The sequence below is a fragment of the Micromonospora pallida genome (assembly GCF_900090325.1).
Classification (GTDB): Bacteria; Actinomycetota; Actinomycetes; order Mycobacteriales; family Micromonosporaceae; genus Micromonospora; species Micromonospora pallida.
Genome location: NZ_FMHW01000002.1, coordinates 7,194,336 through 7,215,660, shown reverse-complemented (window position 1 = coordinate 7,215,660; position 21,325 = coordinate 7,194,336). Strand labels below are relative to the sequence as shown.

Annotated in this window: 14 protein-coding genes; 3 read left to right on the top strand and 11 right to left on the bottom strand. The window is 73.3% G+C overall.

Going from position 1 to position 21,325, the window contains the following annotated elements:
* Positions 1-67: 67 nt before the first annotated feature.
* The 3 genes from GA0074692_RS31010 to prmC are packed head-to-tail and all read right to left on the bottom strand — an operon-like array spanning position 68 to position 2,226.
* A complete protein-coding gene (locus GA0074692_RS31010; RefSeq protein WP_091651174.1) occupies positions 68-679 on the bottom strand; it encodes an arsenate reductase/protein-tyrosine-phosphatase family protein in 612 nt (203 codons plus the stop codon).
* A complete protein-coding gene (locus tag GA0074692_RS31005; protein ID WP_091654369.1) occupies positions 680-1,321 on the bottom strand; it encodes an L-threonylcarbamoyladenylate synthase in 642 nt (213 codons plus the stop codon).
* On the bottom strand, positions 1,321-2,226 hold the full coding sequence (prmC, locus tag GA0074692_RS31000; protein ID WP_176738756.1) for a peptide chain release factor N(5)-glutamine methyltransferase: 906 nt from the start codon (positions 2,224-2,226) through the stop codon (positions 1,321-1,323). The genes GA0074692_RS31005 and prmC overlap by 1 nt, the downstream gene beginning before the upstream one ends.
* A 218-nt stretch (positions 2,227-2,444) precedes the next feature.
* Between prmC and GA0074692_RS30995 the strand changes: the two genes are divergently transcribed.
* A complete protein-coding gene (locus GA0074692_RS30995; RefSeq protein ID WP_091651171.1) occupies positions 2,445-3,995 on the top strand; it encodes a GGDEF domain-containing protein in 1,551 nt (516 codons plus the stop codon).
* 162 nt (positions 3,996-4,157) lie between these two features.
* On the opposite strand, the gene prfA is transcribed toward GA0074692_RS30995, so the two are convergent.
* Both prfA and rpmE read right to left on the bottom strand, forming a co-directional pair.
* Complete coding sequence (gene prfA / locus GA0074692_RS30990; protein WP_091651168.1) at positions 4,158-5,246, bottom strand: peptide chain release factor 1; 1,089 nt, start codon at positions 5,244-5,246, stop codon at positions 4,158-4,160.
* A gap of 95 nt (positions 5,247-5,341) precedes the next feature.
* Positions 5,342-5,566, bottom strand: coding sequence for a 50S ribosomal protein L31 (gene rpmE, locus GA0074692_RS30985; protein WP_091651165.1), 225 nt, complete (start codon positions 5,564-5,566; stop codon positions 5,342-5,344).
* Positions 5,567-5,774: 208 nt separating this feature from the next.
* On the opposite strand from rpmE, the gene GA0074692_RS30980 reads away from it, so the two are divergent.
* Together GA0074692_RS30980 and GA0074692_RS30975 are read left to right on the top strand one after the other, a co-directional pair.
* A complete protein-coding gene (locus tag GA0074692_RS30980) occupies positions 5,775-6,281 on the top strand; it encodes an AAA family ATPase (protein ID WP_245730535.1) in 507 nt (168 codons plus the stop codon).
* A gap of 164 nt (positions 6,282-6,445) precedes the next feature.
* On the top strand, positions 6,446-8,032 hold the full coding sequence (locus GA0074692_RS30975) for a PstS family phosphate ABC transporter substrate-binding protein (RefSeq protein WP_176738632.1): 1,587 nt from the start codon (positions 6,446-6,448) through the stop codon (positions 8,030-8,032).
* A gap of 61 nt (positions 8,033-8,093) precedes the next feature.
* Here GA0074692_RS30975 and GA0074692_RS30970 read toward each other — a convergent pair whose 3' ends face one another.
* The 6 genes from GA0074692_RS30970 to thrC all read right to left on the bottom strand — a co-directional run bounded on the left by GA0074692_RS30970 (position 8,094) and on the right by thrC (position 21,084).
* Positions 8,094-11,537 (bottom strand): phosphodiester glycosidase family protein, encoded by a 3,444-nt coding sequence (locus GA0074692_RS30970; RefSeq protein WP_091651157.1) that lies wholly within the window; start codon positions 11,535-11,537, stop codon positions 8,094-8,096.
* Positions 11,538-11,723: 186 nt separating this feature from the next.
* The gene (rho, locus tag GA0074692_RS30965) at positions 11,724-13,754 is read right to left on the bottom strand and encodes a transcription termination factor Rho (protein ID WP_091651154.1); all 2,031 of its coding nucleotides are present in this window, start codon (positions 13,752-13,754) and stop codon (positions 11,724-11,726) included.
* A 298-nt stretch (positions 13,755-14,052) separates the two neighbouring features.
* Entirely contained in the window at positions 14,053-14,997 is a 945-nt protein-coding gene (thrB, locus tag GA0074692_RS30960) for a homoserine kinase (RefSeq protein ID WP_091651150.1), read from the bottom strand.
* Positions 14,998-15,119: 122 nt separating this feature from the next.
* Entirely contained in the window at positions 15,120-16,364 is a 1,245-nt protein-coding gene (locus tag GA0074692_RS30955; RefSeq protein ID WP_091651147.1) for an MFS transporter, read from the bottom strand.
* Positions 16,365-16,505: 141 nt separating this feature from the next.
* Complete coding sequence (locus tag GA0074692_RS30950) at positions 16,506-19,760, bottom strand: efflux RND transporter permease subunit (RefSeq protein ID WP_091651144.1); 3,255 nt, start codon at positions 19,758-19,760, stop codon at positions 16,506-16,508.
* Positions 19,761-20,034: 274 nt separating this feature from the next.
* Positions 20,035-21,084, bottom strand: coding sequence for a threonine synthase (gene thrC / locus GA0074692_RS30945; RefSeq protein ID WP_091651142.1), 1,050 nt, complete (start codon positions 21,082-21,084; stop codon positions 20,035-20,037).
* Positions 21,085-21,325 lie beyond the last annotated feature (241 nt).

The following is a 21,325-nucleotide window of genomic DNA, read 5'->3' as shown; positions in this document are numbered from 1 at the left end:
CCGGTTTTCCCGCAAATCCGCAGAAAATTCGCAGAGCCTCACAAACCAGGACGGAAGCCAGACAGGCTCACGGCAACAGGACCGCGGCGAGCGGCTGCACCGTCTCCTCGATCTCGTCGGCGACCCGGCTGAAACACTGGTCCCCCCGGCCCCACGGGTCGTCCAGGTCGTCCCCGGACAGCGGAGCCACGCCCTCGCGGGCGGCGTGCGCCGCGGCGACCAGGGCCACCCCACGGGCGTACACCGCCTCCGGGGACCCCTCGGCCGGCGGCAGCGCGGCGGCGTCCACCACGCCGAGCAGCCGGCCGAACTCACCCAGCACGAAGGTCCGCGCGACGGCGTCCGGACGCAGGGCCAACACGTAGTCCTGCTGGTCGGCGGTGGCGGTGAGCACCAGGTCGGCGGCGTCGATCTGGTCGGAACGCAGCCGACGGGCGGCGAACCCGACGCTGTCCCCACCCCGGGCCGCGACCTGCCGGGCGGCCGGCGGGTTCATCTCCGACCCGACGTGCCAGCCGCCGGTGCCCGCGCTGTGGCTGTAGACCAGTTCCTCGGCCCGCTCGGGGTCGAGGTCGCGTCGGACCAACCGGTCCCGGACGGCCAGCACCAGCAGGCGCTCGGCCATCGGCGACCGGCAGATGTTCCCCATGCAGACGTGCAGGACGGTGAAGGGCGGCACCTACGCCACCCGGCTGTCGATGTCGGGGACCACGTCGCGCAGCTTGTCCAGCGAGATGGCGCCCTCCCGGACCACCAGCGGCACCTCGCCGGTCAGGTCCACGATGGTGCTCGGCACCGGGTCCGGACAGGGCCCGGCCTCCAGGTAGGCCCGGACCGCGTAGCCGAGCTGGTCACGGGCCTGCTCGGCGGTGACCGCGGCCGCCTGGCCGATCTTGTTGGCCGAGGAGACCGCCATCGGGCCGGTCTCCCGCAGCACCTCCAGCGCCACCGGGTGCAGCGGCATCCGGACGGCGACCGCGCCGTTGGTCTCGCCCAGGTCCCACTGGAGGCTGGGCGAGTGCTCCACGACGATGGTCAACGCCCCCGGCCAGAACGCCTCGACCAGGTCCCGGGCCGCGCGGGGCAGGGTGAACACCAGCCCGTCCAGGGTGTGCCGGGAACCGATCAGCACCGGCGGCGCCTGCCGCCCCTGGCCCTTCGCGTCCAGCAACGCCTTCACCGCGAACGGGGTGAAGGCGTCCGCGCCGATCCCGTACACCGTGTCGGTCGGCAGGACGACCAGCTCGCCGTTCTTGACGGCCTCGATCGCCGCGGCGATGCCGCGGTCCCGATCGGCCAGCGACCGGCAGTCGTAGAGCATCACGAGGAGCCAGTCTGCCACGCCGGGTCCGAGGAGTGGTCAGGGCGGCGCAGTGCGGTGGCGAACCGGGGCCGACCGGTGAGGTCGGCGCGGCCGGTGACCGCCTCGAACCGGCCGTCGGCGGTGATCAGCTCCGGCACCGCGCGGCCGTGCGTGTCGTCGTGCTCGACGGCCAGCGCGCCGCCGGGACGCAGCAGTCGGGCCGCCCGCGCGACCACCGGCCGGACCACGGCGAGACCGTCCGCCCCGCCGAAGACCGCCTCGGCCGGGTCGCCGGCCACCTCCGGCGGCACCACGGTCCCGGCCGGCACGTACGGCGGGTTGCAGAGCAGGACGTCGACCCGGCCGGTCAGCCCGTCGAGCAGCCCGGGATCGGTGACGTCCGCCTCGACGACCTCGATCGGCCGGTCCCCGGCGGCGGCCCGCTCCGCCGCGTTTCGCCGCAGCCAGGACAGCGCCGCCGCCGACCGTTCCACGGCCACCACCCGGGCCGTCGGCACCTCCTGCGCGACCGCGAGCGCGATCGCGCCCGATCCGCTGCACAGGTCCACCACTAGCGGCTCGGCGCTCCGCCGGGCCCGCGCGATCCCCCATTCGACGAGCAGCTCGGTCTCCGGCCGGGGGACGAAGACACCGGGGCCGACCGCCAGCTCCAGATGCCGGAACCCGGCGCTCCCGGTCAGATGCTGCAACGGCTCGCGGGCGGTCCGACGCGCCACCAGGGCGTCCAACCGGTCGAGCTGGTCGTCGGTGAGGCCGTCGGCCAGCAGCAGCCGGCCCCGAGGCACCCCGAGCACATGGGCGGCGAGCAGTTCCGCCTCGGCACGGGGGGCGTCGACGCCCGCCCCGGCGAGAATCCGGGACATCCGGGCGAGCACCGGCGGGCACGGGTGCCGGTTGTTCATACCTTCGGACGGCTGTTGCGGCTTGTTCGTCCCTTCGGACGGCTGTTGCGGCGTGGCGGTCACGACATAATCATGAAGCGTCGCGCACATCACCCCGAACGGGCGCGCCCGTTCCGGCGCGCCAACTGGCGTCGGTCGGGTGCCGGGCGGGGCTCACCGGGTATGTCACCGGGCGACCACGGTGCGGCGCCGAAGCCGGCGCGGACGGGAGGCTGCGGGTGGGTTGGCTCGACCGGGTCACCGACCAGGTTGACGCTCTCACGAAGGCGCGCGACCTCCAGGAAGCGAGCCGGTCCGCCGAGGCGTGCGGCCTCCTCGACCAGGTGATCCACACCACCGCCGACCCGTTCGCCCGGGCCGACGCCCGGGTCCAGCGCCTCTCCGCGCTGATCAACCTCGGTCGGACGGCCGAGTTCACCCGGGCCATCGAGGAGGCGTCCACCGCCGTCCGGGACCTCCCCGAGCCGTACCTGCACGGGCACCTGCACGCGCTGGCCGCGCTGGCCGCGCACCACCAGGGCGCCCTCGACCGGTGCGTCACCCACCTGGTCCGGGCCGCCCGGATGTTCGACGCGGTGGAGGACCCGGACCGGGACACCGCGTGGGGCTGGCACGACCTGGCGATGACGTACTCCTACCTCAGCTTCCACGGGTACGCGCTGACCGCCATCGAGAAGGCCCGGCAGCTCGGCCTGGCCGCCGGCATCCCGGAGGAGACCTTCGCCGCGCCCGGTATCCGGCTGCGCAACGCGGTCGCCCTGGACCACAACGGCGACAGCGACGGCTGCCTGCGGGTGCTCCGGGACATCGCGGCCGACCTGGACCGCCACCGGCGTACCGGGCGGGCCGGGCGGCTGCGTCCGAGCAGCCTCGCGGCGTACGGCTACGCCGCCGCGCGCCGGGCCGCCCTGGGTGACCCGGTGGAGACCGGCACCGAGAACGACCCGGTCCGGCTGCTCGGGTTCGGCGGGGACAGCGCCCGCGCCCGCGACTTCCGGCAGCTCGGGCAGGTCTGCCTCGCCATCGCCGCCGGTCGGCCGGCCGAGGCGGTCACCCGGCTGGACACCGCCTCGGTCTCCACCGAGACCCTCGGCGCGGCCGAGCCGGCCCGGTTGCGCAGCATCGCGCTCTCCTCGGCCGGGGACCACGCCGGGGCGCACCGGGCCGACCGGATGGCGTTCCGGCTCGCCGCGCAGCGCAACGACCGGCTGCGGGACGTCTACATCGACGGCGTGGCGGCCCGGATCGACCACGAGGAGATGCGCCGGGAGGCCGCCCGGTTCGAGGGCGAGGCGTTGACCGACCCGCTGACCGGGCTGCCCAACCGTCGCCGGTTGGAACGGCACATCGCCGGCCTGGTGAACCGGGGTGAGCGGCTGGTCATCGGCGTCTGCGACCTGGACGGCTTCAAGGCGGTCAACACGCGGCACGGGCACCACTCCGGCGACCTGGTGCTACAACGGGTGGCCGGGGTGATCAACCGGGTGATGCGACGCGGCGACTTCGTGGCCCGCTACGGCGGGGACGAGTTCGTGGTGGTGCTCTCCGGCACCTGCGTCGAGGAGGCGGCCGAGGTCTCCCGCCGGATCGACGCGGCGATCCGGACCGAGGACTGGGAGTCCCTGGTGCCGGGCACGCCGGTCCGGGTGACCATCGGCTTCGCCGAGGTCAACGCCGCCGCGCCGCTGGTCCGGGACGCCATCCGCGCCGCCTTCGACGCCGCCGACCAGCAGATGCTGCGGGCCAAGTCCCGCTCCCGCCCACACTGACCCCGGGCCGCCCAACCCCACCGGCACCACCGCCCGCACTTCCCGCTCGCGCGTGCCGCGTCCCCGCGCCGACGCCCGGGTGGTTGCAGGGGACCCTTCCTCGGCAGAAAGCGGTAACAGGGGACCCCTGCTACCACCCGACGGGCGGGTCGCCGCGCCCGCTCAGCGGCGGCCGAGTTCGGGGTCGCCGGCCAGGCGGGCGGCGCGGTCGGCCTCGGTGAGGGCGTCCAGCACCCCGTCCAGCTCGCCGGCGAGAGCCAGGTCCAGGTTGTACGCGGTGTAGCCGATCCGGTGGTCGGTGATCCGGTTCTGCGGGAAGTTGTAGGTGCGGATCCGCTCCGAACGGTCGACCGTCCGTACCTGCGCCTTGCGGGCGTCGGAGGCGGCGGCGTCGGCCTGCTCCTGGGCGACGGCCAGCAGCCGGGCCCGTAGGATCCGCATCGCCTGCTCCCGGTTCTGCAACTGGGACTTCTCGTTCTGGCAGGAGACCACGATCCCGGTGGGCACGTGGGTGATCCGGACCGCCGAGTCGGTGGTGTTGACCGACTGCCCGCCCGGCCCGGACGAACGAAACACGTCGATACGCAGCTCGTTCGGGTCGATGGTGACGTCGACCTCCTCGGCCTCGGGCAGCACCAGGACGCCGGCCGCGCTGGTGTGGATGCGGCCCTGCGACTCGGTGACCGGGACGCGCTGCACCCGGTGCACGCCGCCCTCCCACTTCAGCCGGGACCAGACCCCGTTGCCGCCCTCCGGGACTCCCTTGGTCTTGATGGCGAGAGAGACGTCCTTCACCCCGCCCAGGTCGGAGTCCTGCGCGTCGAGGACCTCGGTGAGCCAGCCGCGCCGCTCGGCGTACCGGGTGTACATCCGCAGCAGGTCGCCGGCGAACAGCGCCGACTCCTCGCCGCCTTCGCCGGCCTTGATCTCGACGATCACGTCCTTGGCGTCGTGCGGGTCGCGCGGGATCAGCAGCTCCGCCAGGCGCTCCTCGAGGGTGGGCAGGGTCACCGCGATGGAATCCACCTCGGCGGCGAAGGACGGGTCCTCGGCGGCCAGCTCCCGGGCGGCGGCCAGGTCGGCCCGCGCCTGCGCCAACTCGCCGGCCGCCTTGTGCAGCGGCACCAGCTCGGCGTACCGCCGCCCGACCCGGCGCGCCGTGCCCTGGTCGGCGTGGATGGCCGGATCGGCCAGCCGCTTCTCCAGGTCGGCGTACTCGTCGAGGAGGGCCGCCAGTCGCTCGCTGCTCATGTGCTCGTTCTCCCTGCGGGTCGGCGCGGAACGGGGGCGGATACGGACGACGCCCGCGCCCGGTGCGAAACCGGACGCGGGCGTCGAACGAACAGCTACTTGGCCTTCTTCGCCTGAACCTTGGCGTACTTCTGCTGGAACTTCGCGACCCGACCAGCGGTGTCGAGCACCCGCTGCTTGCCCGTGTAGAACGGGTGGCAGGCGCTGCACGTCTCGACGTGGATCGAGCCGCCCTTGGCGGTGCTGCGGGTCGTGAAGGAGTTGCCGCAGGAGCAGGTGACCTGCGTGGTCACGTACTCCGGGTGGATGTTGGCTTTCATGTCGCCTTCGGTCCTCTCGTGGATGGTCGCCGGGTCGCCATCCCCGCGCGTGATGCCCGCGCCGGGTCGGGCGTGAACCGGAACCGGTGGCCGATTGACCAGTGTGCCATGGGCCTCCGCCAGCCCGGAAACCGGGCCGCACAGCTCCCCCAACGCACTCCTCTCCACCCGCATTCCCGCCCCGGCCGGGCCCATTACCGTGACCGGAGTGACCCGTCTCATCGCCACCCGGGGGTTACCCGCCTCCGGCAAGACCACCTTCGCCCGGACGCTGCAACCCTCGGTCGTCCGGGTCAACCGGGACGACCTGCGTCGGATGCTGCACGGTGCCCGACTGTTCACCCAGTGGGCGGAGTCCCAGGTCAACACCGCCCAGCGGGCACAGGTGGAGGCACTGCTGCGGGCCCGGGTGGACGTCTGCGTGGACGACACCAACCTGCCCGCCCGGACCCTGCGCGAGTGGGCCCGGCTGGCCGCCCAGCACGGGGCCACCTTCGAGGTGCACGACTTCACCGACGTGCCACTCGAGGAGTGCCTCCGGCGAGACGCGGCCCGCCCGGCCGAGGACCGGGTCGGCGAGGAGCCCATCCGCCGGCTGCACGAGCGGTTCCTGGCCAACCGCCCGCTGCCGCTGCCGGTGCCCGAGGTGACCCCCGGCCGCCCGGCCGCCGTGCACCCGCCGACCGGGTCATCGGGTTCCTCGACGACCGCCTGACAACGCTTTCCCCGCCGGACACCTTTTCGACGATTTCCGCTCACCAACAATTCAGGAAATCGTCGACGCTGCCGCGACAATTGACTCCCGCTAATAGCCTGACAATGACCTGCTCCACCATTGGCAGAATTCGACAACGGGCGGTCGAGAAAGGTCCGGCGCGCATGAACGGGGTCCGGGACGCGGCACTGCAAGCCCTGCTGGGGCAGAGTTCGGCGCTGGGCCTGCTGGTGCTGCTGGCCGCCAGCGTCGGTTGGGGCACCTGGAAGGAGGTGCGGGCCCGGCGGGCCCAGCGCAAGGGACTGTCGTACAACGTGCTGTTCAACTCCCCGCTCGGCCCGCCGGAAACCGGCCGGCTGATCGAACTGCGGGACCGGGAGAGCGGCGCTGCCATCGCGGAGCCTTCGATGGCGGTAATCAGGATCACCAACGTCGGCAGCCGGGACATCGCCGAGGCCGACTACCAACTGCCGGTACGGGTCCACTTCGGACGACGCAAGGTCCAGTTGGTGGACGTCACCGACGGCCACCCGACGGACATCGAGCAGGTCTTCGTCCCCACCGTCGACGGCGACGGGACCGGGGTGGTCCTGCCGCCGGCCCACTTCAACGCCGGCTACCGTTTCAAACTGCTGGTCCTCCTCTCCGGGCACCACGACGACGGCACGGTCCGGGTCGGCGGCCTGCTCCGGGGCGGTGAGATCGTCGACGCCCGGGCACAGGACAAGAAGAACCGGATCTGGCGGTGGCGGATCGGCACCGCCGGCGTGGCGTCGCTCGCCGCCGGGGCACTGACCATGGTGATCCTCGCCCAGTCGGCCGATCTGCGCCCGCCCCGGCCCGGCGACCCGACCTGCGTACGCGGCACCGGACAGGTGGTCGGGTCAAGCGCCTTCGCCAGCGCCGCCCTCCAGGCGATCGGCTCGTACAACCGGTTCTGCGCCGACGCCGGCGCCCACCTCGGCTCGGACTTCGTGGACAGCGCGGACGGGATCCGGCGGGTCAGCATGCCCGAATCGCCGGACGTCGCCCTGCACGACGGCCCGGCCCTGCTCGACGACCAGCAGCGGCGGGACCTGGTCGGGCAGCCGGTGGCCATCGTGCCGTACAGCCTCGTGGTCAACGCCGGGGTCCGGGGCAGCGCCACCGGCCCGGTCGACCTCTCCCTGGCCCAGGTCCGGGACATCTTCGCCGGCCGGATCCGCACCTGGCGCGACATCGACGCCCGGTACTCCGCTGCCGAGATCATCCTCGTCGGGCGGAACAGCCGGTCCGGCAGCCGGCGAGTGTTCGAGCAGTACGTGCTGGGCGACGGGTCCACGCCGGGCCGACAGCGCGGGCTGAACGCGCCGGGCTGCCGCCCGCCCGGCCCCGGCGTCCCGCCGCCGTACCTCTGCGAGACGGACACCACCGGCGACCTGCTCGACCGGGTCGCCGGGGTGCCCGGGGCGATCGGGTACGCCGACACCCCGCAGGCCCGCAAGGCCGGCGACGACGTGATCGAGGTACGGATCGACGGGGTCAGCCCCAGCCCGGAGCAGCTCGACCGGTACCCCTTCTGGACCGTCGAGTACGCCTACCACCGCAGCCCGCCGGCCGGGACGTCGAGCCTGGCGGCGGAGTTCGTCCGGCACCTGACGTCAGCCGTCCCGGCGGACTCGGACACCACTCCGGCCCGTCTCCTCGAGCAGGAGGGCTACCCGCCCTGCGGGGACCACCGATTCCGCGACCTCTGCGCCCGCCGAGCCTGAGGGTTCGGACGGGACGGGCGGGCCCCCGCTGACGCGGGGACCCGCCCGGGAGGGGTCAGGGTCAGGCGGCGGGGGTAGCTGCGGCTGCGGCGGTCAGGGTGACCGTCGCCTCCGCGCGGACGCCGTTGACGGTCACCGCGAGCACCACCGAATCCGCCGGACGCAGCGCGGTGAGCGTGCCGGTGGCCGGGTCGAAGCGGGCCACGTGCCAGGGCTTCACCCCGTCCTCCGTACCGATGTGGACGCTCGGCGAGGCCGACCAGTCGGCGCTGACCGGACCGGCCACCGGCACCACCCGGTTACCGGGCTGGGTGATCGTGGCGGTGACCGACGCCGGGGTGCCGACCGCGACGGTGTCGGGCGCGGTCAGGGTGAGCCGGTCGACGTGCGCCCGGAACTCGACGGCCACCCAGCGCGGCCCCTCGACCAGCGGGTCACGGCGGGCCCGTTCGGCCTCCTGCCGGGTGACCGGGTCCACCCCGACCATCGTCCAGCCGGTGAAGCCGCCCTGGTCGGCGGGGCTGGACGGGCCCTTGCCGGCGTTGCCGTTGATCACGAACGGCACCCCGTCGACCCGCTCGGCGTGGAACGTGCCGACGTGGCCGCCGACGAAGAGCGCGCCCTTGCCGGTGCGGTGCTGGAAGTCGGTCAGCCACTGCTCCACCAGCGCCGCCTCCTTCCGGTCGGTGAGCTGGCTGGCCTTGGCCGCGCCGGGGTCCCGCGGCGGGTGGTGGTGCAGCACGACCACCGAACCGACCGCGTCGTCACCGGCGGCGGAGTCCAACGCGGTCCGCAGCGCACGGACCTGGTCGAAGCCGCCACCGCGCAGGGTTCCGGCCGAGGTGTTCAGCGTGACGAAGCGGGTTCCCCTGTGGTCGAACACCCGCGAGGGCGCGCCGAAGACCGCCTCGAAGTTGGCGATCGGGGCACCCATGATCTCGTGGTTGCCCGGCACGTAGTAGTAGGGCAGCTCGCCGCCGAGTTCCTCGTCGAGGATCCGCTTGGCCAGGGCGAAGTCCGCCGGGTAGGCGGTGTCCACGAAGTCTCCGTTGATGACGAGGAAGTCCGGCTTCGCCGCCTTCACCTCGCGCAGCGTCCGGCGGGCCTGGGCGACCAGGTCGCTGTCCGGGTTCGCCGCGACGAACTGCGCGTCGGAGAGGACCGCGAACCGCCAGGGCGCGCCGTCCACGGTGCCGTCGCGGAGTACCACCCGGTCGGTCCGGTGCGGCTCGGCCGGGACCTCCACCGTGGGCGACACCTTCGCCACCAGGTCGTCGATGACCACCTCGCTGGTGTACTTGGCGGCAGGGTCGGTCTCGGCCACGTAGAACCGGCGCACCCGCAGCGGGTACTGCACCCCGGCCGGCACGTCGAACTGGACGTACCGCCAGCCGGTCCAGGTGAGGTACGGGCCGCGCAGCACGTGCTGGGTGTCCTGTGCGTCGTGCAGGTGCAGGCTGGGCCACTCGCCACGACCGTTGCTCTTGATCCACATGCCGAACGCCTGTGGCTGCCCCGGCACGGTGATCCAGGCCGGCGGGTCGGCGTACGCGGCCCGGGTGCCGGTGGACTGACCGAAGTCGTACGACATCCGCAGGCCGGTGCCGGTGTACCCGGCCACCGGCGCGACCGAGCCGGTGGCGCGGGCGGCGCTGAACTTCCACTTCGCGGCGTCGTCGAACCCGGCGACCGGCACGTCGGCGAGACCGACGGTCACCGGCAGCACGGTGCGCTGCCCGGCCACGGTGACGGTGACCAGGGCCGAGCCGCTGTCCTTCAGCGCGACGACGGTCAGGTTGCCGTCGGCCGTGGGGGTGATCCGCAGCAGGTCCCGGTCGTAGTCGAGGGACAGGTCGGCGGACTCGATCGGCGCGGTGTTCCCCTCGGCGTCGTAGCCGACCACCCCGAAGACGCCGGTGCCGCCAGTGCCGTCGAGCCCCACCCGGTCGACGGTGGCGTCGACACGGGCCAGCGGGCCGAGCACGGTGAGGTCGAGGGTGCCCCGGGCCTCGTCGCGCCAGGCGGTGACGGTGGTCCGACCGGGACGGATGGCCCGGAAGACCCCGTCGGCGTCGACGGTGCCCTGGGCCGCCGGGTTGGCCCGCCACTTCGGCGTGCCGGCCGCCGGGCCGTACGTCTCGTCGTGGCCGGCGGCGGTGAGCCGGCGGGTCAGGCCGGGGAAGACCCGGTCGGGTCGGCCGCCCCGGACCGGGGCGACGCCGGGCGCGGCGGTCGGGTCGGTGGCGGTTTCCAGCCAGTAGCCGGTGAGCCGGCCGCTGCCCTTCGGCGCGTAGATGGCCAGGCCGTTGGGGACGGCCCGCTCGCTGCCGTCGGAGGGGCTGTTCTCCACCTGGACGGTGGCCGCGCCGGGCTCCCGGGCGAGCAGCGTGGAGGAGCCGCCGCCGTCGAGGTTGAGCGCGTGGTGCGCGCCGAGTTCGGCCATCATCCGGCCCATCTCGGTCTGGGTGACGCCCCGGCTGTCGACCTGCCGGCCGTCCACCGTGAGCATGATCATCTTGCGTCCGTCGGCGGTGAACCCGACCGAGGTACGGGGCGCCAGCGAGGCGTCCGCGATGTTCTGCACCACGCCGTCGCGGACCAGCACGTTGCCGCCGCCGACTGCGGCGTGCAGGCTGCTGCCGTCGGACGGCCTGGGCCGGTAGGCGACGGTGACCGCGTCGTCCGGTCGCAGCGCGGCGAGCGCGGCGGCCCCGGCGTCCCGGCCGAGCAGGATGGTGGTGCCGGCCGGGATGGGTCCGCTGCCGGCGCGGTCGGCGACCGTGGCGACCCGACCGTCGACCAGGGTGACCTCGGTGACCCGGGCGGCGCCCTCCACCGCCCGACCCCGGTCGTACGAGCCCCAGAGTGCGGTGAAGACGCCGATGCCGTTGCCCTGGACCATGTTGTTGAACTGGGTCAGGTTCACCGGCCCGCCGGGCAGGGTCGCGGTGCCCTCGAAGTGCACCTGGATCACCCGGCCGAGTCCCTCGGCGGTGACCGCCACCGCGTTGGTGTGCCCGGCGACCGGCGACTGGACCAGCTCGCCAGCGCGGATGCCGACGCCCTGGGCGGCACCAGAGTTGTTGATGTCGAAGAAGTCGCCGTTGACCGCGGCGACCGCGCGGGCGGCGTCCACCGCGCCGCGCAGTGGCTCGGCCCGGCTGACCGCGCCGGAGTTGACGTAGTCGACGGTGAGCCCGCCGGTCAGGTCGGCGGTGAGCGCGTCGGCACGCAGCCAGCCCTGCTGGTCGTACCGGTCGAAGGAGGTGAGGTCGAGCCCGGGGGCGACCGGGCGGGTGGTCTTCGCGGTCTCCAGGCCGTCGGCGGGCGCGACGCCCGCGGCGGCCAGGGTGGTGACCGTGCTCGGGTGGGAGGAGGCGCGGGGGACGTCCTCGGCGGCCGTGTCAACCTCGGGTGGCGCGGCGACGACCGGCATCGGCGCGGCCAGGCCGAGCAGCGGCGTCAGCAGCAGCACGCCGGCAAGTCGGGCGGATCGGGTACGCATGGATGCCAGTCAACCGGACAGCGAACAGAACTTTCAATACCCTGCCAGCCAACTGAAGGAAAACTTCAGCGGGCGATCTCTCGGTGAGCAGCGGAAAGGGGCACGACCGCGAACGGTCGTGCCCCTTTCCGCATGTGTGCCGACCGCCAGCGCCTCGACGTCGAGTGCGGCGGCCCTGCCGACGGGCTACTCGCCCGGCGTCGACTTGGCGATCTGCATCAGGAACTCGATGTTGGTCCGGGTCTGCTTGAGCTTGTCCAGCAGCAGGTCCAGCGCCGCCTGCGAGTCCAGCGAGTGCAGGACCTTGCGGAGCTTGCGATTGATGGCCAGCTCCTCCGGCGCGAGCAGGATCTCCTCCTTACGGGTGCCGGAGGTGTGGATGTCGATGGCCGGGAAGACCCGCTTGTCGGCGATCTTCCGGTCCAGCTTCAGCTCCGCGTTGCCGGTGCCCTTGAACTCCTCGAAGATGACCGTGTCCATCACCGACCCGGTCTCCACCAGGGCGGTGGCGAGGATGGTCAGCGAGCCGCCGTTCTCGATGTTCCGCGCCGCGCCGAGGAAGCGCTTCGGCGGGTAGAGCGCGGTCGAGTCGATACCACCGGACATGATCCGGCCGCTGGCCGGCGCCGCCAGGTTGTACGACCGGCCGAGCCGGGTCACCGAGTCGAGCAGCACGACCACGTCGTGCCCCAGCTCGACCAGGCGCTTGGCCCGCTCGATCGCCAGCTCGGCGACGGTGGTGTGGTCCTGCGGCGGACGGTCGAACGTGGCCGCGACGACCTCGCCCTTCACCGACCGCTGCATGTCGGTGACCTCTTCGGGCCGCTCGTCGATCAGCACCACCATCAGGTGGCACTCCGGGTTGTTGTGGGTGATCGCGTTGGCGATCGCCTGCAACACCATGGTCTTACCGGCCTTGGGCGGCGACATGATCAGCGCCCGTTGGCCCTTGCCGATCGGCGTGACCAGGTCGATGACCCGGGTGGTGAGGATGTGCGGCTCGGTCTCCAGCCGCAGCCGCTCCTGCGGGTACAGCGGGGTGAGCTTGTAGAACTCCGGACGGCGGCGGGCCTCCTCCGGCTCCATGCCGTTGACCGTGTCCAGCCGCACCAGCGGGTTGTACTTGTCCCGCCGCTGCTCACCGTCGCGTGCCGTGCGCACCGCACCGGTGATGGCGTCGCCGCGCCGCAGGCCGTACTTCTTGACCTGGGACATCGAGACGTACACGTCGTTCGGACCGGCCAGGTAGCCGGTGGTCCGGACGAAGGCGTAGTTGTCCAGCACGTCGATGATGCCGGCCACCGGGACGAGCACGTCGTCCTCGCTGACCTGCGGCTCGCGCCCGCCGCCGGTGTCGCCGGCCTCGGTGCGCTCGCCACGGCCCCGGCGACGGTCCCGGAACCGGCTGCGCCGGCCGCGCCGGCCGCCGCCCTCGCCGTCGTCGTCGGTGTCGGTGTCCCGGTCCCGGTCGCGATCCCGGTCGCCGCGCTGGCCCCGCTCGTTACGGTCGGCCCGCTCGCCCCGGTCGCCGCGCTCGTTGCGGTCCGCCCGCTCGCCGCGCTCGGCCCGTTCGCCACGCTCGGCCCGTTCGTTGCGCTCGGCCCGTTCGTTGCGGTCGCCACGCTCGGCCCGCTCGCCGCGTTCCGCGCGGTCACCGCGCTCGTTGCGCTCGGCCCGGTCGCCACGCTCCCCGCGCTCACCCCGCTCCGCCCGCTCGCCGCGGTCCGCACGCTCGGCCCGCTCCGGACGCTCGGTGCGCTCGGCGGTCTCCGGGGCGGCCTCACGCGGCGCCGCCTCGGTGCTGACCGGGGCGGCGGCCGCAGTCGCGGCGGCGCGCTCGGCGGTGGCGGCGGCCCGGCTGCGCCGGCTCCGCGGCCGGGGCTCGGCCTCGGCCGGCGGGGCCGCCGGCTCGGCGGTCTCCCGCACCTCCGCCCGGACCTCCTCGCGGACGGGGGTGGCTGCGGCGGCCGCGACCTCGGCACGCGGTCGAGGGGCCCCGGCGGCGGCGCCGCCCTGCCGCTCGGTGATGGCGCCGATCAGCTCGACCTTGCGCATCCGCGCGGTGCCGGAGATGCCGAGCGACGCGGCCAGGCTCTGCAGCTCCGGCAGCAGCATCGCGGACAGGCCGGTGCCGGTCCGCCGACGACGGGCAGGGGCGGCGGTGGCTTCGCCAGCGACGTTGGAAGCATCCGACGTCACGTCGGTGGTGTCGCTCAATGGATTCCTTCCCTCGATAGGCCGGGGTCGCCCGGAGTCAAGAACTCAGGTGGCCGGGCGGCCTCGGTGCACCCGTGTCGCGTGACGCGTCGCGGGAGTCTGTGACACAGCAGCCGGTCGGTTTCCCGACCCACCAAACCTCGGCGGGTAGGTCTCGCCGTCTGCGGCGACCTGCGGAAACTGCGGTACGGCGTGGGCCTAGGCAGGAGTGAGACGGGCTGACCGCCGATAGCTTCGGGGGTGCGCCGACCCGCAGGAAGATCGCATGCTTCGCGGCTGTGCTAAGTCTAGAGCGTAATCAACTCATACGACCTGCGGCAACAGGGTCCCGCTCGGCGTGTCCCAGTCTACCCCGACTGACCTGTGCGCCGCTGCCGTCCACTGGTAACCGCCAGACCTGCCATCCTGTTCCCGGCTCGAAGTCCGCGCCAGGATCGGTCAACGCCAGCACCGTCGGCCCCGCCCCACTGACCACGGCCGCCACACCCGCCTCCCGCAACGCGGTGACCAGGGCGTACGTCGCCGGCATCCCCTCGGCGCGGTAGTGCTGGTGCAGCCGGTCCTCGGTCGCCGGCAGCAGCAGCGCCGGCTCGGCGGTCAGCGCGTGCACCAGCAACGCGGCCCGACCAGCGGTCAGCGCGGCGTCCGCGTGCGGCACCGACGCCGGCAACGCCGCCCGGGCCGTCGCGGTCAGCCCGCGCTCGTCCGGCACGAAGACCATGGGGCTCACCCCGGCGGCCGGGGCGAGGGAGACCGCCCGCGCGCCGGTCGGCTCCGTCCATGCCACGGTGAAGCCGCCGAGCAGGCAGGGCGCCACATTGTCCGGATGGCCCTCGATGTCGGCGGCGAGCCGCAGCAGCGCGGCATCGTCCAGGCGTTCCGCCCCGTCGTCCACCAGCGCGCGGGCGAGCAGGACCCCGGCCACGATCGCCGCCGAGGAGGAGCCCAACCCCCGCGCCTGCGGGATCCGGTTGACACACTCCACGGCCAGTCCGGCGGGCTGTCCACCGAGGGCGTCGAAGGTGGCCCGCATGGCCCGCACCACCAGGTGCCGGTCGTCGGCGGGCAGCTCACCGGCCCCCTGGCCGGTGACCGCCACCCGGACGCCGTCGCTGGTCACCTCGGCGGCCACGTCGTCGTGGAGACCAAGCGCGAGGCCGAGCGCGTCGAAGCCCGGCCCCAGGTTGGCGCTGGTCGCGGGGACCCGGACCCGGACCGGGCCGGAGGCGAAGTTCAGGGGCACGGCTAGATGTTAGGGGGCGGGACCGACAGGTGGGGGCGCGGGACGCCCCGGGTTCACCGGGACGTGACCTGGTCCGTCACCGGGCCGGGACCGGACCCTTCACCAGGCCGGGACCGGACCCTTCACCGGGACGTGACCGGCTCCGCCGCCGACGGTTGCTCGGTCAGCGACAGCCGCCGGGTGGCGATCCGCCAGCCGACCGCGTACACGAGGGTGGTCAGGCCGCAGCCGGCCAGCACGATCCGCTCGTCGATGGTGTCGACCAGCGCGGCGACCACCAGTTGGCTGACCGAGATGGCCAACGTCGCCAGCATCATGTCGGTGGCGAAGACCCGGCCGCGCAGCCGGTCCGGCACCTCACCCTGGAGCGCGAAGTTCGACATCACCCAGTTGCCGCCACCGGCGAAGTGCGCCACAAAAACCAGCGCCAGGACCAGCGGGAACCAGCCGGTCACCGAGACGCCGACGTAGGCCAGGCCGTAGGTGGACATGGACAGTGCCAGCCCGGTCAGCAACCAGCGGCGGTTGGTCAGCACCCGGCGCATCAGGATCGGGCCGATCAGCGCCCCCGCGCCGCGCACGGCGAAGAGCAGTCCGGTGCCCACCGCGCCCACCCCGTACAGGCCGGCGAGCAGGGGGAAGACGGTCAACACCCCGTTACCGAGGCCGACCGCCGACTTCACGGTGACCAGGGCGAGCACCCGGGGGCGGTGGGCGATGTAGGCCAGCGCCTCGCGGATCGCCGCCCAGGTCCGCTGGACCGGCTCGGCGTGGTCGCGGGGCGCCTGCAACGGCCGGCGGATCAGCGTGGTCAGGCCGGCGGCCGTCAGCAGGGCCACCGCCGCCACCCAGAAGCAGACGTACGGGCCAAAGGCCGCGCTGATCAGACCGCCCAGGGACGCCCCGACCACGGTCATCGTGCCCCACGCGGAGCCGGCGACGGCGTTGCCGGCGGCCAGCTCGTCCGGGTCGAGGACGTTCGGCAGGGCGGCCTGCGCGGCGGGCGAGTAGAACGCCTTCGCCACCGCGATGATGGAGATCGCGAGCATCGCCAGCCAGGCCGTGCCGGAGCTGCGGACCGCGAGCAGCAGCAGCGCCCCGACCAGGGCGGCACCGTTCGCCGCCATGAGGATCCGCCGCCGGTCGAACCGGTCGGCGATGGTGCCGGTGTACGGCAGCAGCAGCGCCACGACCCCGGTGTCGACGGCGAGGACCAGCGCGCCCCACACCCCACTGCCGGTCAACTGCGGCAGGAGCACCAGCAGGGGCACCATGACGAACCAGTCAGCGCCGAAGACCACCAGTTCGGCGAGGAAGAGGGTGCGGAAGTTCCGGTTCCGGGTCAGGACGGAGAGGGTCGACGCCACGTGCCCAGACGCTACCCCCGCGACGGACGTCGGTGGGACACCGGTCGGCGCGGAGGTGGGGCCCGGTTCCGGTGGCACACCCGTACCCGATGCCCAGGGTGTCCCCGGTACGGCCTACCGCCGTACCGGGGACACCGTCGGTCAGTCCTGCGGGGGCAGCGGCGAGTGCCGGGTCTTCGGCAGCCGCAGCACCTCGAACTGGTCGGTGCCGTCGACCAGTGCCGCCGAGGGCGCCGGGCGGGCCGCCCCGTTGCCGGATCCCGACGTCGGTCCGGCGGCCACGGTGGCCGGCTCGGGCGCGGTGGCCTCCGCCGTGTCCCCGTCGGCCGGGACGGTGCCGTCGCCGGCTCCCACCCTCCGGGGCCGGGCCCGCTCCCTGCGGCCCTCCACCATGGTGTAGAGCGTCGGCACCAGCACCAGCGTGAGCAGTGTCGAGCTGATCAGGCCACCGATCACCACGATGGCCAGCGGCTGGGAGATGAACCCGCCCTCGCCGGTGAGGCCGAAGGCCATCGGCAACAGCGCGAAGATGGTCGCCACCGCGGTCATCAGGATCGGACGCAGCCGACGCCGGCCACCCTCGACGACCGCCTCCCGGACGCTCATCCCCTGGTCCCGGTACTGGTTGATCAGGTCCAGCAGGACGATCGCGTTGGTGACCACGATGCCGACCAGCATCAGCACGCCGATCAGGGCCGGCACGCCCATCGGGGTGCCGGTGACCAGCAGCAGTCCGATCGCGCCGGTCGCCGCGAACGGGATGGACACCAGCAGGATCAGCGGCTGCACCAGGCTGCGGAACGTCGCCACCATGATCAGGAAGACGATCGCGATCGCGGCCAGCACCGCCAGGCCCAGGTCGGCGAAGGCCTCCGCCTGGTCGGCGCTGACCCCGCCGACGCTCAGGGTCGCCCCCGGTACGTCGATCCCGTCCAGCTTGCGCTGCAACTCGGCAGTGATCGCGCCGAGGTTGGAGCCGCTCGCCGTACCGGTGACCGTGACGCTGCGCTCGCCGTCGATCCGGGTGACCTGCTGCGGCCCCTCGACCTGCTGGATGTCGGCGACGGCGTCCAGGGTGACCGCGCCGACCCGCATCTGGCGGAGCTGGTCCACCGAGGTCGGCGCGGGGGCGGTGAACCGCAGCACCACGTCGTGCTGTCCACTGTCGAGGTTCACCCTACCTACCGGGCTACCCCGGAACACCTGCCCGACGAGCTGCCCGACGGCCGCCTCGGTCAGGCCGGCCCGGGCCGCCGCGACCCGGTCGACGGTGACGTCGATCCGGGGCACCCGCTCGGCCAGGCTGGACGAAACGTCCTCGACGCCGTCCAGCTCGGCCATCGCCTTGCGGGCCTCCTCGGACGCGCGGGCGAGCACCTCCGGGTCACTGGCCTGGACGATCACCGCGAGCTGGTTGGCCGAGGTGCCGCCCTGGGCCGCACCGAAGCTGATCTCGCCAGCGCCCGCGCCGAGCGCGTCGAACTCCCGGCGCAGGTCCTCCCGGAGCTGCTCCGTGTCGGTGTCCTCGGCGAGCTGGACGACGTGGCTGGCGGTGCTGTTGCCGCCCCCGCCCTCCCAGGGCAGGCCGCTGCCACCGATGGTGACCTGGTACGTCTCGACGCCCTCGGTCCGCTCCAGCACCGCCTCGACCTGGCGGGCCGCCTCGTCGGTGCCGTCCAGCCCCGTCCCCACCGGCAGCTTCTGGCTGATGTTCAGGGTGCCCTGGCCGGAGTCGTCGATGAAGTTGGTCTCCAGCCGGGTGGCCAGCCCGAAGGTGCCCAGGAGCACCACCAGGCCGATAGCCACCGTGGTCCACCGCCGCCCGGTGGCGAACTCGATGACCGGCAGGTACGCCCGCTGGAGCGGGTTGCGCAGCTCCTTCTCCTCCGCCTCGCGGCGGACCGTCTCGGCGTCGACCGAACCGCCGGCCGGCTTGAGGAACCAGTACGCCAGCACCGGGATGACGGTCAGCGAGACCAGCAGCGAGGCGAGAAGCGCCACCGTGACGGTGATCGCGAACGGCGCGAAGAGCTGCCCGACGAAGCCCCCGACCAGAGCGATCGGCGCGAACACCGCGACCGTGGTGAGGGTCGAGGCGGTCACCGCGCCGGACACCTCCCGGACCGCGGTGAGGATCGCCTGGCGCTTCGGCTCGCCGTACTCCAGGTGACGCTTGATGTTCTCCAGCACCACGATCGAGTCGTCCACCACCCGGCCGACCGCGATGGTCAGCGCGCCGAGGGTGAGCAGGTTGAGCGAGTAGTCCCCGCGCCAGAGCGCCAGCAGGGCCACCAGCACCGACAGCGGGATGGAGACCGAGGTGACCAGGGTGGAGCGGACCGAGACCAGGAAGACCAGGATGACGATGACCGCCATGACCAGGCCGAGCAGCCCCTCGGTGGTGAGGCTCTCGATCGACTTCTCAACGAACGGCGCCTGGTCGAAGGTCACGGTCAGCTCGGTTCCGGAGGCGGCCTTCAGCTCGGCGAGCCGGTCCCGGATCTCGTGGGAGATGGTCACCGCGTCGCCGTCCGGAGCGGCGGTGATCGCGATGCCGAGGCTGTTCCGGCCGTCGGTGCGGGTGATCGAGGTGGGCGGCCCGAGCTGCTCGGTCACCGTGGCCACGTCGGCGAGGCGGACCGGGGCCGCGCCGGGCCGGGTGAGCACGATGCCGCGCAGGTCGTCCAGAGTGGCGAGCGGGGCGCCGACCTGGACGGTCAGCGACCGTCCACCCTCGACCACCGCACCGGCCGGCATGGTGACGCCGCTGGTCTGCAACGCGGTGCCGATCGCGGTGGGCTGCACCCCGGCGGCGGCCAGCTTGGCCGGGTCCGGTGTGATCACCACCAGTTCCTCGCGGGCGCCGGTCAGTTCGACGGTACGGACACCCTCGACCGCCTCCAGCTCGGGCACCACCGCGCTCTCCAGCTTGTCCGCCAGGGCACGCGGGTCGTCACCAGCACCGGACGCGGCGATCACGACGGCGGGCAGGTCGTCCGTGCCGCCAGCGAGCACCTGCGGTTCGACGCCTGCGGGGAGCTGCCCCTGGACCCGGTTCACCGCGGTCTGCATCTTGCTGACCATGTCGTCGACGTCGTTGCCGAACTCGTACTCCACGACGACGGTGGCGGAGCCCTCACGGGAGGTGGAGGTGATCTCCTGAACCCCGGGGATGCCCTGGAGGCTGGTCTCGATCGGCTCGGTGACCTGGGATTCGACCACCTCCGGACCGGCGCCGGGGTAGGTCGCCATCACGAAGGCGGCCGGGAACTCCAACGACGGTAGGAGTTGCTGCTTGAGCGACGGTACGGCGAACAACCCGAACGCCGTGGTCACCACCGCGATGAGGGCGACCAGCCCTCGGTTGGCGAGGCTCAATCTGGCGAGCAGCGACATCGGCGTGGCTCACTCCTGGAGTAAGGGTTGGCTCGGTACCCGTAGTCTGCCTGACCTGGGTACGGCTCCCCCCGCCGGGGTCACCACTCCAAAACCGACTGTGACCAGCTCTTTTCCCCTGCGTGTCCGGCCGGCGTCGGTCGAACGTCGGGCCGGGGCACGCCCGAATCCGGCCGAGGCCGGCCCGATCCAGACCGCGCCGCAGGCCGAGCCGGGCTCGGGCGGGCCGGGCGCAGGAGCTGGTCGGGCCAAGCCGGGGGGAGCTGGCCGAGCCTCAGGCCAGGTCGAGGGAGCGGGCCGCGGCGAGCGGGTCGTTGGCGATGGTGATCGGGGCGGGCGCGGTGGAGATCGCCCACTCCGGATCCTTCAGACCGTGCCCGGTCACCGTGCAGACCACCGTGGAGCCGGCCGGCACCCGGCCCGCCGCCGCCTGCTGGAGCAGCCCCGCCACGCTGGCCGCGCTGCCCAGCTCGACGAAGGCCCCGACCTCCCGGGCCAGCAGCCGGTACGCGGTGAGGATCTCCCGGTCAGTGACCGCGTCGATCAGGCCACCCGAGGCGTCCCGGGCGTCGATCGCCCTGGTCCAGCTCGCCGGGTTGCCGATCCGAATCGCGGTGGCGATGGTGGACGGCTCGTGCACCACCTGGCCGGTGACGATCGGGGCCGCGCCGGCCGCCTGGAAGCCGTACATCCGGGGGGCGCGGGTGGTGGTGCCGGCGGCCAGTTCCTCCGAGTAGCCCATCCAGTAGGCCGAGATGTTGCCGGCGTTGCCGACCGGCAGGCAGTGGATGTCCGGAGCGTCGCCGAGGGCGGCGACGATCTCGAAGGCGGCGGTCTTCTGCCCGTGCAGCCGGTCGATGTTGACCGAGTTGACCAGGGCGACCGGGTAGTCCTGGGCGAGCTTGGCGGCCAGCGCCAGGCAGTCGTCGAAGTTGCCCTGCACCTGGAGCAGCTTCGCGCCGTGCACCAGCGCCTGGGCCAGCTTGCCCAGCGCGATCTTGCCCTGGGGCACCAGGACCGCGCAGGTCAGCCCGGCCCGGGCCGCGTACGCCGCGGCGGAGGCACTGGTGTTGCCGGTGGAGGCGCAGATGATCGCCTTGTTCCCCGCCTCGATCGCCTTGGAGACGGCGAGGGTCATCCCCCGGTCCTTGAACGAGCCGGTCGGGTTCGCCCCCTCCACCTTGAGGTAGACGTCACAGCCGAGCCGGCTGGAGAGCACCGGCGCGGGCAGCAGGGGCGTGTTGCCCTCGTGCAGGGTGACGACGGGCGTGGCGTCGGTGACCGGCAGCCGCTCCCGGTACTCCTCGATCAGACCCCGCCACATATCGCTCTCCTCGTGTTCCGCGTCGACCCGCCGACCAGCCCAGCGTGGACCAGTCTCCCGGTGCGCGGGAGGGCGGACCCGGGAATAACCACCTGGCGGGACGGGGTGAGCCCGTCTCACCTACCGTCCGGCGACCGCCGGGCACAGCGGTCCGCCCCGGCGGATCCTGACCGGGCATCCGGCCATCCGCCCCGGCCGTCCGGCGACCGCCGGGCACAGCGGTCCGCCCAGGCCGGGTCCC